The 14007-nt window shown below is 71.3% G+C and carries 10 protein-coding genes and 1 pseudogene; 5 read left to right on the top strand and 6 right to left on the bottom strand.

Features of this window, described 5'->3' with window-relative positions:
* Positions 1–6: 6 nt before the first annotated feature.
* From efeO to C5E06_RS17910, 4 genes are all read left to right on the top strand, one after another.
* A complete protein-coding gene (efeO, locus tag C5E06_RS17925; protein WP_104240219.1) occupies positions 7–1224 on the top strand; it encodes an iron uptake system protein EfeO in 1218 nt (405 codons plus the stop codon).
* 124 nt (positions 1225–1348) lie between these two features.
* Positions 1349–2665, top strand: coding sequence for an iron uptake transporter deferrochelatase/peroxidase subunit (efeB, locus tag C5E06_RS17920; protein WP_104307765.1), 1317 nt, complete (start codon positions 1349–1351; stop codon positions 2663–2665).
* 115 nt (positions 2666–2780) lie between these two features.
* Positions 2781–3530, top strand: a complete 750-nt coding sequence (locus C5E06_RS17915) for a response regulator transcription factor (protein WP_104240221.1) — start codon at positions 2781–2783, stop codon at positions 3528–3530.
* A 56-nt stretch (positions 3531–3586) separates the two neighbouring features.
* A complete protein-coding gene (locus C5E06_RS17910) occupies positions 3587–5098 on the top strand; it encodes a cell wall metabolism sensor histidine kinase WalK (RefSeq protein WP_219820247.1) in 1512 nt (503 codons plus the stop codon).
* 718 nt (positions 5099–5816) lie between these two features.
* Here C5E06_RS17910 and C5E06_RS17905 read toward each other — a convergent pair.
* From C5E06_RS17905 to C5E06_RS17885, 5 genes are all read right to left on the bottom strand, one after another.
* On the bottom strand, positions 5817–7232 hold the full coding sequence (locus tag C5E06_RS17905) for a hypothetical protein (RefSeq protein ID WP_104307763.1): 1416 nt from the start codon (positions 7230–7232) through the stop codon (positions 5817–5819).
* Positions 7229–7594 (bottom strand): PadR family transcriptional regulator, encoded by a 366-nt coding sequence (locus C5E06_RS17900; protein ID WP_104307762.1) that lies wholly within the window; start codon positions 7592–7594, stop codon positions 7229–7231. The genes C5E06_RS17905 and C5E06_RS17900 overlap by 4 nt, the downstream gene beginning before the upstream one ends.
* Before the next feature lie 821 nt (positions 7595–8415).
* Entirely contained in the window at positions 8416–9879 is a 1464-nt protein-coding gene (locus C5E06_RS17895) for an MFS transporter (protein ID WP_104307761.1), read from the bottom strand.
* 39 nt (positions 9880–9918) lie between these two features.
* The gene (locus C5E06_RS17890; protein ID WP_104307760.1) at positions 9919–11328 is read right to left on the bottom strand and encodes a M20/M25/M40 family metallo-hydrolase; all 1410 of its coding nucleotides are present in this window, start codon (positions 11326–11328) and stop codon (positions 9919–9921) included.
* Between the two features lie 55 nt (positions 11329–11383).
* Positions 11384–11914 (bottom strand): MarR family winged helix-turn-helix transcriptional regulator, encoded by a 531-nt coding sequence (locus C5E06_RS17885; RefSeq protein WP_104298166.1) that lies wholly within the window; start codon positions 11912–11914, stop codon positions 11384–11386.
* 39 nt (positions 11915–11953) lie between these two features.
* Between C5E06_RS17885 and C5E06_RS19720 the strand changes: the two are divergent.
* Positions 11954–12769: pseudogene (locus C5E06_RS19720) on the top strand (EamA family transporter); the annotation flags it as partial.
* Between the two features lie 22 nt (positions 12770–12791).
* On the opposite strand, the gene C5E06_RS17875 reads toward C5E06_RS19720, so the two are convergent.
* Complete coding sequence (locus C5E06_RS17875; RefSeq protein WP_104307758.1) at positions 12792–13868, bottom strand: zinc-binding dehydrogenase; 1077 nt, start codon at positions 13866–13868, stop codon at positions 12792–12794.
* Positions 13869–14007: the final 139 nt, after the last annotated feature.

Below are 14007 nucleotides of genomic sequence, written 5' to 3'. Positions count from 1 at the left end.
ACAACCATGCACCTCAAGCCACTCACGGTCGGACTGCTCTCCGCCGTCACGCTCGTCTCCCTCACCGGCTGCGTGCCGAACGCGCCGGCCGACTCCGCCGCCTCGCTCGCCGTCTCGAGCACGGACACCGACTGCACGGTCTCCGGTGACTCCGCCGCCAGCGGCCCCATCACCTTCGAGGTCACCAACGACGGCGAACGCGTCACCGAGTTCTACCTGCTCGCCGACGACGGACTCCGCATCGTCGGCGAGGTCGAGAACATCGCGCCAGGCACGAGCCGCCAGCTCTCGGTCGTCGCGCAGCCAGGCAGCTACTTCACCGTGTGCAAGCCGGGCATGCTCGGGGCCGGCATCGGCCAGACCGCCTTCTCTGTCTCGGGCGAGGCAGTCGCGGTCGCCGCCGACGACCAGGCGGCCTACGACGAAGCCGTCACGAGCTACACCGCCTACCTGCGCAACCAGGTCGCCGAGCTCGTCCCCCTCGTGGATCAGTTCACCACCGCCTACAAGTCGGGCGACGACGAAGCCGCGCGCGAGCTCTTCGCAGCCGCGCGCGTGCCATACGAGCGCATCGAGCCGACCGCCGAGGCCTTCGGCGACCTCGACCCGAAGATCGACTACCGCGAGGTCGACGCCGTCGCCGAAGGCCTCGACTGGACCGGCTTCCACCGGATCGAGAAGGACCTCTGGCAGCCGCAGCCCGGCGCCAAGAACTCCGACGACACCGACGCGTTCCTGGACTGGGCGCCGTCGACCACGGCGGAGCGCGCGCAGTACGCGGACCAGCTCGTCGCCGACATCCAGCAGCTCGCGGACCTCGTGAACAGCGACGAGTTCTCGATCTCCATCGAGGACATCACGAACGGCGCCATCGGCCTGCTCGACGAGGTCGCGACCGGCAAGATCTCGGGTGAGGAGGACTGGTGGTCCGGCACCGACCTCAGCGACTTCAAGGCGAACGTCGAGGGCGCGGAGGTCGCGTTCGGCATCGTCGAGGACGTCGCCCGGTCGAAGGGCGAGGACGGCATCGCGATCGCCGACTCGATCAGCACCGAGTTCACCGCGCTCAACGATCTGCTCGCGAGCTACGGCAGCTATGAGGACGGCTTCACCAACTACCGCGACCTCACCCCCGAGCAGGTGAAGGAGCTGTCGACCCAGGTCGACGCGCTCGCCGAGCCGCTCTCGCAGCTCACGACCACCGTGCTCGGGCTGCCGGCATAGCGTTCCCAGCGCACCCGGCCAGCTTGCGTCAGCATCCGCCTGTGGTCACCCCGAACGCGGTGACCACCCGCGGACGGTCACGCAAGCTGGCCACTCTCATCAGAACAACCCAGGAGGGCTGCCCGTGAGCGCAGGCGAGACCCCGAACGAACACGACGTCGAAGAACCCGCCCGCGGCCTGTCCCGCCGCGGTCTCCTCGGCCTCCTCGGCGCAGGCGCGGCCGGAATAGCCGCAGGTGGCGCCGGCGGCTTCGGGATCGCCGCGGCAACCGGTGCCAGTGCCACCTCCCACGCCGGCAGCGGAACCCAGTACCCCTTCAACGGCGAGCACCAGGCCGGCATCGTAACCCCGGCCCAGGACCGCATCCACTTCGCGACCTTCGACGTCCGCGAGGGAACGACGAGGGAGGACCTCGCGGAGCTGCTGCAGGACTGGAGCTACGCGTCGTCGCGACTCGTGCAGGGCCTCGACGTCTCCGCCTCCGGAGCCGTCGGAGGGTCGCCGCTCGCCCCACCCGACGACACCGGCGAGGCCCTCGGACTGCCGCCCTCGGCACTCACCATCACGTTCGGCTTCGGCCCGACGCTCTTCGTCGACGGCGACGGGGTCGACCGCTTCGGCCTGGCCAGCAAGCAGCCGGCGAAGCTCACGCAGCTCCCACGCTTCTCCGGAGACGCGCTCGACAGCGCGCTCTCGGGCGGCGACCTCTGCATCCAGGCCTGCGCCGACGACCCCCAGGTCGCGGTCCACGCGATCCGGAACCTCACGCGCATCGGCTTCGGCCGCGTCATCCTGCGCTGGTCGCAGCTGGGCTTCGGGCGCACCTCGTCGACCTCGACCAGCCAGGCCACACCTCGCAACCTCTTCGGCTTCAAGGACGGCACCGCGAACGTCAAGGCGGAAGAGACGAGCGCCACGACGGAGCACGTCTGGGTCGCGCCAGGCGACGGCGCCGACTGGCTGGCCGGCGGCTCCTACCTCGTGGCGAGGCGAATCCGCATGATGATCGAGTCCTGGGACCGGGTCCGGCTCGAGGAGCAGGAGCAGATCATCGGCCGCGACAAGCGCGCCGGGGCGCCGCTCAGCGGCGGCGAGGAGTTCGCCGAACCCGACTTCGCTGCCGAGAGCAGCACGACGTTCGGGCAGCCGGCGATCGACGCGAACTCCCACGTCGCGCTTGCGCACCCCACCAAGAACGCGGGAGCTCGGCTCCTGCGCCGCGGCTACAACTTCGTCGACGGCAACGATGAGCTCGGACGCCTCAACGCCGGCCTCTTCTTCCTGTCCTACCAGCGAGACCCGGAGCAGTTCATCCGCGTGCAGCAGTCGCTCAGCACCGACCTCCTCAACGAGTACATCAAGCACACCGGAAGCGGCATCTGGGCGATTCCCCCTGGCGCTCGCGAGGGCGGGTACGTCGGGGAGACGCTCTTCGGCTGACTCGATGGGTGGGCGAGCGGATGCGGCCCAGAACGTTGCGCGCCCGTTGCCGACCCCATACCCGGCGCTCAGGCGCCTCATAGCTCCTCCATAGATCAAGGAGGAGACTAGAGGCATGCCTCCCACCGACCAGTCGAGCTCGCGACTCGGCCCGATGCTCAAGGCGGCCGACGGGTCCGCCATCCGAGTGCTCGTCGTCGACGACGAGCCCTCGCTCACCGACCTCCTCAGGATGGCGTTGCGCTACGAGGGCTGGGAAGTGCGCACCGCCGCGGACGGGGCATCCGCGGTGAAGGTCGCCCGCGAGTTCAAGCCGCACGCTGCCGTGCTCGACATCATGCTCCCCGACACGGACGGGCTCTCGCTGCTGCACCGCATCCGCGCCGACGACGAGACGCTGCCCGTGCTGTTCCTGACCGCGAAGGACGCGCTCGCCGACCGACTCGCGGGGCTCACAGCCGGCGGCGACGACTACGTCACGAAGCCCTTCAGCTTGGAGGAGGTCATCGCGCGCGTGCGCGGCCTCGTTCGCCGCTCCATGCTCACGCAGGGCGGTGCCAACGACCCCGTGCTGCGCGTCGGCGACCTCAGCCTCGACGAGGAGAGCTACGAGGTGCGCCGCGGCGACGACCTCATCGAGCTCACGGCCACCGAGTTCGAGCTGCTGCGCTTCCTCATGCGCAACCCCCGCCGCGTGCTGTCGAAGGCGCAGATCCTCGACCACGTGTGGAGCTACGACTTCGGCGGGCGCGAGACCGTCGTCGAGCTGTACATCTCCTACCTGCGCAAGAAGGTCGACGCCGGCCGTGAGCCCATGATCAGCACGGTTCGCGGCGTCGGCTACATGCTCAAGGCCACGGAATGAGCGCGCCGGGAGGCGCATCCCCTGCAGCTCTCCCCCCGAATGCTCCACCGTCGGGCGTGGATGCAAGGCGCGAGCGTGCGCCGCTGACCCTCCGGCGTCGACTCGTCCTCGGACTCGTCGCAACGCTCGTCATCGTGACCGCCGTCATCGGCGCCGTGAGCGTGACGCTGCTGCACAACGTGCTCGTCGACCGGCTCGACCAGCAGCTCTCCTCTGCGAGCGACCGCGGGCGCGAAGGCGCGTCCGGTCCCGGCGACACGGGTGGCCCCCTCTCCATCACCCCGAACGCGACGTTCGTGCTGAAGCTCCCCGGCCAGGCAGAGGGCACCGTCGGCGCGGTCATCGACGACGACACCGTCATCTCGGCGGGCGCCCTCAACAGTCTCGGCGAGGTCGTGCTGATCTCCCCGGCCACCGCCGAGGAACTTGCGAGCGTCCCACAGGATGGGCAGGCGCACACCGTCACCGTCCTCGGCATCGGCGAAGTCAGGGCGCAGGCGAGCGAAGGGCCGGCCGGATACGGCGTCGTCATCGCGCTCCCACTCGGCGACGTCAACGCGACGACGACGACGCTGAGCCTCATGATCGCCCTCATCGGACTCCTCGGCATGGGGCTCGCCGCGATCTTCACGTCGCGTTGGATCCGCGCATCCATGGCACCGCTCGAGCGGGTCGAGCATCTCGCGACCAGCATCTCGAAGCTGCCCCTCACCTCGGGCGACGCCGCCCTCGACGTCCGGGTCGAACCGCGCGACGCGGACCCGCGCACCGAGGTCGGGCGCATGGGCCAGGCCTTCAACACGATGCTCGGGCACATCTCCCGCGCCTTCACCGCGAGGGAGGCGAGCGAAGCGAAGATGCGGCAGTTCGTGGCGGATGCGAGCCACGAGCTGCGCACCCCCCTCGCGTCCATCCGCGGCTACTCCGAGCTCACGCGCCGCAGCCGCGCAGACCTGCCGGAGGACACTGCTCGCGCGCTCGAGCGGATCGACTCGGAGTCCGTCCGCATGACCGCGCTCGTCGAGGAGCTCCTGCTGCTGGCCCGCCTCGATGAGGGTGTCGACGTCGAGCACGGGACGGTCGACCTGTCGCTCATCGCCCTCGAGGCGGTCGGCGACGCGCACGCTGCGTGGCCGAAGCATCGGTGGAACCTCGACATCCCAGGCGTCGCCATCGAGGTGACGGGAGTCGACGCGCAGCTGCGCCGAGTCGTCTCGAACCTCCTCGCCAACGCGAACGCGCACACCCCGGCGGGAACGAACGTCACCCTGACGCTCGGCGTCGAGGGCAGCAACGCCGTGCTCAGCGTCGTCGACGACGGGCCAGGCATCGACCCCGGCGTGCTCGAGCACCTCTTCGAGCGGTTCGTGCGCGGCGATGTGTCTCGCACGCGCGGCGAGACCGAGGCGAGCTCCATCCCGGTCACCCGCGGCACGGGACTCGGCCTCTCGATCGTGAAGAGCGTGGTGGATGCGCACGGCGGCACGATCTCCGTCGACAGCCGCCCTGGCGAGACGCGCTTCACGGTGCGCCTGCCGCTCGCCGAGCCTCAGCCGACGCGGGGCTGAGCCCGACGCGAGGCTAAGCCCCCTTGCGGGCGGAGCCGTCCCGCCGCCGTGCCCCGCGCGCTTGCCGCCCTCCGCCCTCCGCTCTCCGCCGCCGAATAGGTCGTTTTCACCCCAAGGCGGCGAGCAACACGCGGTGAAAGTGACCTTTTCGTGGGCAGCTCCGCTGGGGTGGGGGTGCGCGGAGGTGGATGCGCGCGGGGGTGAAGCGGCTACGGTGCGCGCGTACTCGGGGCCCGCGCGGGGCGGGAGTAGGGCGGGTGAACGCCGCCCGCCCGCCATCCGCCCATCCGTCGTCAGATGGGGCGTTTTCGACCCGTCGCGGCGTGCAACACGCGGCCAAAGTGACCTTTTCGTGGGTAGCTCCGCGCTGGGGTGCGGGCGCGGAGGTGCGCCGGGAGCGGATGCGCGCGGGGATGGAGCGGCTGCGGTGCGCGCGTACTCGGGGCCCGCGCGGGGCGGGAGTAGGGCCGGTGAGCGCCGCCCGTCCGCCATCCGCCCATCCGTCGTCAGATGGGGCGTTTTCACCCCGTCGCGGCGTGCAACACGCGGCCAAAGTGACCTTTTCGTGGGTAGCTCCGCGCGGGGGTGCGGGCGCGGAGGTGCAGCGGGAGCGGATGCGCGCGGAGGACGCGGAGGTGCGCCGGGGACGGATGTGCGCGGGGAGGACGCGCGGGGGTCAGATGCGCGCGGGGATGATGCGGCTGCGGCGAGCGCCTGCTCAGGGCGACTCTGCCAGCTGGAATCCACCCCCGGCGCTCGGGGTTCGCGCGTCGGCTCGCGAGCGCCGCGCATCCACGATGAGGTGAACCGCGGCCCAGCACGCGACGGCGACGGATGCGAGGGGCGCGATGAACGGCAGGCCTGGCACGCCGAGCCCCACGGTCAGGGCGAGCACAAGTGACCCGCCGACCGCGAGGATGGCGCTGACGGGCCTCGACGCGGGGATCAGCGCGGTGAGCGGGATGGTGGGTGCCGCGCCGATGCAGAGGGCCGCGAGCACCCAGAGCGGCTCTTGCGCCGGATGGCCTGCCCCCGCGAGCTGCGAGCCTGCCTCGAGCAGCAGCGCGGCCACGAGGAACGCACCGCCGACCAGCCAGCGCCTTCCGAACCGGCGGAAGAGCATCCACGCTCCGACGGCTGCGAGCGGAACCACGACGAGGCAGCCGAGGGCCAACCCGACGTTCATGGCGTGCGTCGTGTCGCGGAACGCCAGACTCCAGCTGCTGCCGCCGATGGCGAGCGCCGCGCAGAACGCTCCGGCCAGCGCCGTCAGGGCCGCGAGGACCAACAGGATCAGGAAGCGGGCTCGGCGCTGTCGGGCTCGGACATGCACGGGGCGGTCTGGGCGAGCAGACCGCTGCGACGTCCGGGCGCCGGCGGTCTCCCTGCTCACGTCGATCGCGCTCAGGACGAGCATGGTTCCCGCTGCGAGCGGCATGATCGACGGCATCATGCTCGTGATGAACAGGGCGACGAGGCAGCTTGAGGAGATGACTCCGGCAAGCATCCACGCCTCGAAAGCGGAACGATTCCGTCGCAGCAGGCCCCGGAAGACGACGCTCAGCGAAGCGATCCCGAGGGCGCCGGCGACCACAAGCCAGAAGGAGGTGGAGTCTCCGAACCAGGTGCTCGTCGCTCCCGGCAGAAGGTTGTCATCCGCTTCCTCCCATCCGATCGACCAGCTCAGGCGCGCGCACGCGGCGGCCGCGGCGTGCAGCACCCAGAGCGCGAGTGCCGAGAGTGCGGCCGGGGCGGTGAGCTTGCCACCGTGGCGGCGGCCGAACATCATGACGGTCAGGAAGAGCAGCAGCAGGCCTGAGAACTCCTGGAACCCGGTGATGCCGAGGCGCAGCCAGGTCGGCTCCATGAGCGCGCTCACGAAGATGGTGGCCATCGGGATGAGGCTCACGATCAGCGCTGCGACCGCGACACCGAGCGTCGCCCCCGGTGTGGCCCGGGCGGCGAGGCCATGCACGCGGATCGACCAGGCGTCCGCGTGCGTCGGCTTCGTCTTGCCGCGCTCGACGGCGTCCTCGAGGAGCACCGCGAGCAGGTACTCGCCGTTCTCCTCCCGCCAGGCGCGCGGATACCAGCGAAGCAGGCGCTCGAACCTCGTGCTGAGGGATGCGCTCACCAGGCGCGGCCGAGACGCAGGGCCGGGGAGGGGCGAACGGCCGGCGAGGGGCCACGCTTCAGCGCCGTCGCGGCGACCTGCGCGCGAGCCGCAAGAGCTTCGGTCTCCGCCACCAGGTCGTGGTGTCCCTGCGGGGTGAGCTCGTAAGAGCGGCGGGCGCGGCCATCCACGATCTCGTCGCCTGCCTTCTGGATGCGCTGCTCGCGTTCGAGGCGCTCGAGCGCGGCGTAGAGGGTGGTCGCGCGCAGCGTCGCGGCGCCGCCGCTGAGGCGCTCCACGTCGCGCATGATCGCGTAGCCGTGCTGACGCCCGGCGGCGAGGGCGGTGAGGATCCAGAACGTGGACTCGGTCATGGTTGCCATGCACAGGAATATACCCACCATTGGACTATCTGGCCACACGCCTCCGCTCTCCGCCGCCCTTTCTCCGCCGACCGCTCTCCGCTTGGCCGCCCGCCATCCACCGGCATCGCGCGTCGTCGCCTCGCGTCGCCTCGCGTGCCTGGTCGCGCGTTGCGTCCCGGCCCCAGCCCGTGCACCTCATCCGCCGTGCGTCCTCCGCTCGCCCCTGCCCGCCGTGTGCTCGTTCCCCGCCGACAGATGGGTCGGTTCTGCCCCATGGAGGCGTGCAACACGCGGTTCAAGTGTCCTTTTGCGGGCAATCGGCCGGCCGGGTCGGCGCGGAGGGCGCGAGGTCCGCGGGGCGGATGCGCGCTGACGCGGGTCGGGCGTGCGGGACGGAGGCACTCGGCGGGCTGGATGCCGCCGCCGCCCGTCCGTCGCTCGCCCGCTCTCCGTCGCCCGCCCGCGCACTCTCCGCCGCCAAATAGGTCGGTTTCACCCCGTGATGCCTCGCGACACGCGGTCAAGGTGTCCTTATTGCGGGCGAGTCGGCGCTGGGGTGGGACGCGGAGGGCGCGGGGCGGATGCGCGGACGCGGGGCTGATGGCCGCCGCCCGCCGCCGCCCGCCCGCTGCTGCCGCCCGCCGTCGCGGTCCGCCCGCCCGCCGCCAGATGGGTCAGTTTCACCCCGTGGCGGCGCGCAACACGCGGTGAAAGTGACCTTTTCGAGGGGTGGGTAGGTGGGTCCGCGCGGGTGCGCGGCGCGGGCGTGGGTCCGAGCGGGCGCGGGGTCGCGCGGGCGGGTGGGGTCGCGGCGTGGGCGTGGATCCGCGGCCCGGGCGCTACGCGACGACGGGAGGCCGGTCGGCGCGCTCCGGCGCATCCTGGAACGCGGCCTTCGGCACGAAGCAGAGGGCGATCGCGGCGGCGACGGCCGTGAGCCCGCACACCGTCCACACCGTGAAGTACCCGGCAAGCGAACCGGCCGTCCCCTCGGCGGCTGGCGCATTCGCGAGCGTGCCGAGCAGGGCGATGCCGAACACGCACGACGCCATCGCGCCGCCCAGCGTCTTCACCGAGTTGGTGAGGCCCGTCGCGACGCCCGTCTGCGTCGCGGGTGCGGCCGCCGCGGCGGCCGATGGCAGCGCGGCGACGAGCGCCCCCGAGCCGATGCCGGCGATGACCATGTTGGTGACCGCCTGCAGGTAGCCGTCGTGGAACGGCAGGAACAGGAGGTAGCCCGTCGCGACGAGACCGCTCGCGCCGATGAGTGCGACGCGGGGTGCGAGCAGCTTCGTGACCTGCGAGTAGAGCAGCGCCCCCACGACCATCGAGAGCACGTAGGAGCCGATGAGGATCGACGTCTGGCCGGCGGATGCGCCGAGACCGTATCCGTACACGCTCGGGTCGGTGCGTGCGAACGTCGAGAGGGGTGCCTGCGCGCCGAGCACGCTCACGCCGAAGAGCCCCGCTGTGAGGAACACGGGCCAGAGCGCCGACGACCGGAACAGGCGCACGTCGATGAGGGGGTCTGGGCGTCCGAGCTCGACGCGCGCGAAGAGCGCGAGCCCGGCGAGGCCGAGCAGGACGACGAGCCACGAGGAGAGGTCGCCGGGGCCGGTGACGCGGAGCAGGCTGAGGCCGCCCGTGAACGAGAGGAGGGCGAGGCTGAGGAGCAGGAGGCCCGCGTAGTCGAGCTTGCCGCCGACCGGGCTGGGCGATTCCTTGACGCCGAAGAGGATCACGAAGAAGCAGAGGGCGACGGCGATCGCCGGGATCAGCAGGAGAACCTGCACCGGCAGCGACTCGGCGAGCGCTCCGGCGCTGAGCGCGCCCGCGATGGCACCGAGCTGCAGGGCGGCGACGAGCACGCCGGCGGAGGTTCGGGTCAGTCTGGCGGAGTTGGGCCGCTCGCGGGTCCGCGACCAGATCAGTGCGATCTCGAGGGGCAGCCAGATGACGTAGAAGCCCTGCAGTGCCCAGGCGACGAGGAACATCCAGAACTCCTGCGCGAAGACCAGGCCGAACGAGGCGAGTGCCGTCACCGCGGTCGAGGCGAGCAGTACCTTGCGCTGGCCGATCATGTCGCCGAGCTTCGCGAGCACCGGCACGACGAGTGCCGACAGCATGAGCTGCGCGCCCTCGAGCCAGTTGACGTCGGCGTCGTGGATGCCGAGGTGGCGCGCGATGTCGGTGAGCAGCGGGGTGTAGTAGCCCTGCAGGATCCCGCTCGTGAACTCCACGAAGGCCAGGAACCCGACGATGCCGGCGATGGAGGCGAAGCCGGTGGAGCGGAGACGGTGCACGGTGGTGCCTTTCCTCGAGGGACTCTCGGTGTCGGGATGTCAGAGGGAGCGCAGCAGTGTCGTGTGGAACTTCACGCCGGCGTGGAGGCTCGCGATCGAGACGCGCTCGTCGACCCCGTGGATGGCGGCCCGCTGCGCGGCGTCCATGGCGAGCGGCGCGAAACGGTAGGTGGCGGGCGCGAAGCGCTGGAAGTGCTTCGCGTCGGTCGCGGCGAGCGTGATGTACGGGGCCGCGATGGCCTCCGGGTACGCGGCTCGCGCTGCGTCCTGCAGGAGGCGGAACTGCGGGTTGTCGGTCGGCGCGATCGTGGTGGGCTCGTTCGGGTCGGTGGTGCGGATGTGCACCTCGCGGTCCCGGATGGCGCGTCGCACGTGCCGTACGGTGCTGGCGACGCTCTCCCCGGGCGCGATGCGGCAGTTGAGGGTGGCGCTGGCGCTCGCGGGGAGCACGTTGTCGGCGGTGCCGCCGCTGAGGCGCGTCGTCGCGAGGGTCGTCCGGACGAGCGCGGCGGCGTCACCGCCGAGGCGGGCGAGCGCGTGCGCGGCGAGCTGGGGTGCCCTGGTGAGCGTCTCGAGGACGACCTTGCCGGAGCCGTGCGCGTGCGGCGTGAACGTCGCGAACATCTCACGGGCCACCGGGTTCAGGCGGGCGGGGAACGGGCGTCGCTCGACGCGAGACACCGCCCTCGCGAGGCGCGCCGTCGGTGTCAGCCCGGAGGGTGCTGAGGCGTGCCCCGCGTCGCCGCTCGCCTCGAGGATGACGTTGACCGAGCCCTTCTCGCCAACCCCGATCATGGCGGCTGGCACGTCGATGAACGGCAGGGGAGCATCCACCACGGCACCGCCCTCGTCGAGCACGAGCCACGGTGTCAGGCGGCGCTCGCGGAAGAGCGCGGCGGCCGCGGTGGCGGCGCCGGAGTGCGTCTCCTCGTCGCCGCCGAACCAGAGGTACACGTCGCGCGGGGGCGTGTGGCCCTCTGCGAGCAGCGCCTCGACGGCCTCCATGATGACGCAGAGTGGCCCCTTGTCGTCGAGCGTTCCGCGGCCCCAGACGGAGCCGTCGGCGATGACGCCGTCGAACGGCGGATGCGTCCAGCCCTCGGCTTCGAAGGCGGGGACGACGTCGAAGTGCGCCATGAGGACAAGCGGGCCGGATGCTGTCGCGTCGAAGTCGCTGCTGCTGCCGTCGCCGCCGGGGCTCGCGCTGCCCGGCCAGCGGTAGAGCACGCCCCGTTCGGTCACGAGCTCGCGCTCGAGTTGGGCGTTCGCGAGCGGGTACAGCTCCTGCAGGAGCGCGAGGAACTCCGCGAACGGGGCGAGGGGGTCGGCGGCGGCGGCGTCGGCGTCTTCGACGGTGCGCACGCGGACCATCCGGGAGAGGCGCGCGGCGATGCCGTCGACGCCCTCGTCGTCGAGGGGGTGGCGGTCCGGGCGGTGCGGATCGAGCATGTCGTCAGTGTAGGTCGCGCCCCGGCCGTCGCTGCGTGGCGGCGGTGGAGGGGTGTCAGCTGCCGGGGCGGCGCGCTCCGGCGGCGTCGCGGTTCTCGACCTCGGCGAGCCAGGTGCCGAGGATGCGGGCGAGGGCCGCCCGGTCGTCTGCGCTCACGTCCCCGAGGAGCCGCTCCTCGTTCTCGAGGTGTCGTGTGTAGGCCGCGTCGATGAGCTCGAGCCCGCGCTCGGTGAGCTGCACGACCCGGCCCCGGCCATCCGCATCGCTCACCCTTCTCGTGACGAGGCCCGCGCCTTCGAGCCGGTCGACGCGCTTCGTCATGGCGCCTGTCGTGACCATGGTCGACGCGGCGAGCTCGCTCGGGGTGCGCTCGAAGGGGGCGCCGGCTCGTCGCAGGGTCGCGAGCACGTCGAAGTCGCCTTCGCCGAGTCCGTACTCGCGGTAGACGCGCGTGAGCTCTTCCGTGAGGTGGATGCCGATGCGGTGGATGCGGCCGATGACGCCCATGGGGGAGGCGTCGAGGTCGGGGCGCTCGCGCTCCCACTCGGCCAGGATCTGGGTGACGCGGTCGTCGGGTGCTCGCATGTTGCCAGCATACCTTCCGTGGAAGCTAGAGTGTCTTCCATGGAAGCTAAATGGCGCTGGATGCTCATCACCGCGATCGCACCGATCGCCTGGGGGAGCAACTACACCGTGATCGGGGCGTTCCTGCCCGCCGACTCACCTCTCTGGGGCGCCGTGCTCCGTGCGCTCCCAGCGGGGCTGGTGCTCCTGCTCGTCGGCAGGAAGCTGCCCGAAGGGGCATGGTGGTGGCGCGCGCTGGTGCTCGGCACGATCAACATGAGCGCGTTCTTCGCGCTCGTGTACGTCGCCTCCCAGCTGCTGCCGTCGAGCATCGCCTCGATGATCATGGCGGTCTCGCCCATCGTGATGATGCTGTTCGCCGCGTCGATGCTCGGCGAACGGCTGCGAGCGCTCCCCGTCGCCGGCGCCGCGGTCGGGCTCCTCGGGGTCGTGCTCATGCTCGCGGCCGGGTCGACCGCCATCGACTGGCGGGGTGTGCTCGCATCCGTCGCGGCAATGGCGCTCGCCTCATTCGGCTTCGTGCTCGTCAAGCGGTGGGGGAGCGACGTCAGCCTCCTGCCCCTGACCGCCTGGCAGCTGGTGGGTGGCGGCCTCGTGCTGCTGCCCGTCGCGCTGCTTGTCGAAGGGCCCATCCCCAGCTACGACGGACCAGCCATCGCCGCGCTCGCGTACGTCGGACTCTTCTCGACGGCACTCGCCTACCTCGCCTGGTTCGGCGGGCTCAAGAACCTGCCGGCGGGCACGACGGGGCTCATCGGCCTCCTCAATCCCGTGACGGGGGTCGTGCTCGGAACGCTCCTGGCGCGCGAGGTGCTTGAGGGTCAGCAGGCCATCGGGATGGGGCTCGTGCTCCTCGGGATCCTGCTCGGCCAGCCGATCATCCTGCCGCTGGTCCGGGGCGTTCGGCGCAGGTGGGGCCGCCGGAGCGCGAGAGCGACGGGGCGCGAACGTCGACGAGCACCTTCATGGCCCGGCCGCTCTCGAGCGTCGCGAAGGCGTTCGCCGTCTCGCCCAGGGGTACCGTCTCGGTGATGAGCGCGTCGGCGGGGATGACGCCGCGTGCGAGCAGCGACGCGGCCCGCTCGAAGTCCTCGCGCTCGTAGACTCGCGCCCCGACGATGGTGAGTTCGCGCCAGAACACGCGGTGCAGGTCGATGGGGCGCGGCTGCGGGTGGATGGCGACGATCACGAGCGTGCCCCGCACCTTCACGAAGCTCGTCGCGGTCAGCACTGCCGCCGCGGATCCGGAGACCTCGAACACCACGTCGGCGCCGGCCCCGCCGGTCCAGGTCTCGATGGCGTCGGCGGCGTCGGGGGAGGTGGGGTCCGCGACCTCGATGCCGAGCGCCTCCGCGGCAGCCCGACGCTGGGGGTCGAGTTCGAAGAGCCGGACCTCCGCTCCCGCCTCGCGTGCGACGGTGGCGATGAGCACCCCGATGGGGCCCCCGCCGATGATGAGGGCCTTGTCGCCCGCCGTGAGCCCAGAGCGCCGGACGTCATGGGCGGCGACGGCGACGGGCTCGACGAGCGCAGCGTGCGCAAGCGACATGCCCTCGGGCAGTCTGACGAGGGTGGATGCCGGCACGTTCCAGTACTCCTGCAGTGCGCCCGTCGAGTCGATGCCGATGAAGTCGAGGTTCTGGCAGATGTGGCTGTGGCCCGCGAGGCAGGCGGGGCACGTGCCGTCCCAGGCGAGCGGCATGACGGTCACGGCATCGCCGTCGGCCCAGCCATCGACGCCGGGGCCGACGGCGGCGATCGTGCCGCTCATCTCGTGGCCGATGATGCCGCTGTGGGTGATGCGCTGATCCATCGCGCCGTGCAGAATGTGGAGGTCGGTTCCGCAGATCCCGACGTAGGCCACGGCGATCTGCACTTCTCCCTCGCCGGGTGGCACGCTCGTGCTCGTGCGGATCTCGATGGTCTTCTGGCCGACGTAATGTGCTGACAGCATCGTTGCTCTCCCGGTCGAATCTTCAATAGGTGATACATAGTACCAATTCTTGGCAGCGCTACCAGGATCCCTTGCTCTAACGTCAGACGTATGATGTAATCGCATCAGCCCCGACCTGCGGGCAGCAGTCGTCAACGAC

This window comes from Pseudoclavibacter sp. RFBI5, from assembly GCF_002931395.1.
Lineage (GTDB): Bacteria > Actinomycetota > Actinomycetes > Actinomycetales > Microbacteriaceae > Pseudoclavibacter.
The sequence above is the reverse complement of the archived record's forward strand: the minus strand, read 5'-3'. Positions and strand labels throughout refer to the sequence as shown.

Coding starts and splice junctions, on each gene's coding strand:
- C5E06_RS17915 (WP_104240221.1), top strand. CDS start 2,781: ATGCCTCCCACCGACCAGTCGAGCTCGCGACTCGGCCCGATGCTCAAG.
- C5E06_RS17885 (WP_104298166.1), bottom strand. CDS start 11,914: ATGCGAGCACCCGACGACCGCGTCACCCAGATCCTGGCCGAGTGGGAG.
- C5E06_RS17890 (WP_104307760.1), bottom strand. CDS start 11,328: ATGCTCGATCCGCACCGCCCGGACCGCCACCCCCTCGACGACGAGGGC.
- C5E06_RS17875 (WP_104307758.1), bottom strand. CDS start 13,868: ATGCTGTCAGCACATTACGTCGGCCAGAAGACCATCGAGATCCGCACG.
- efeO (WP_104240219.1), top strand. CDS start 7: ATGCACCTCAAGCCACTCACGGTCGGACTGCTCTCCGCCGTCACGCTC.
- C5E06_RS17900 (WP_104307762.1), bottom strand. CDS start 7,594: ATGGCAACCATGACCGAGTCCACGTTCTGGATCCTCACCGCCCTCGCC.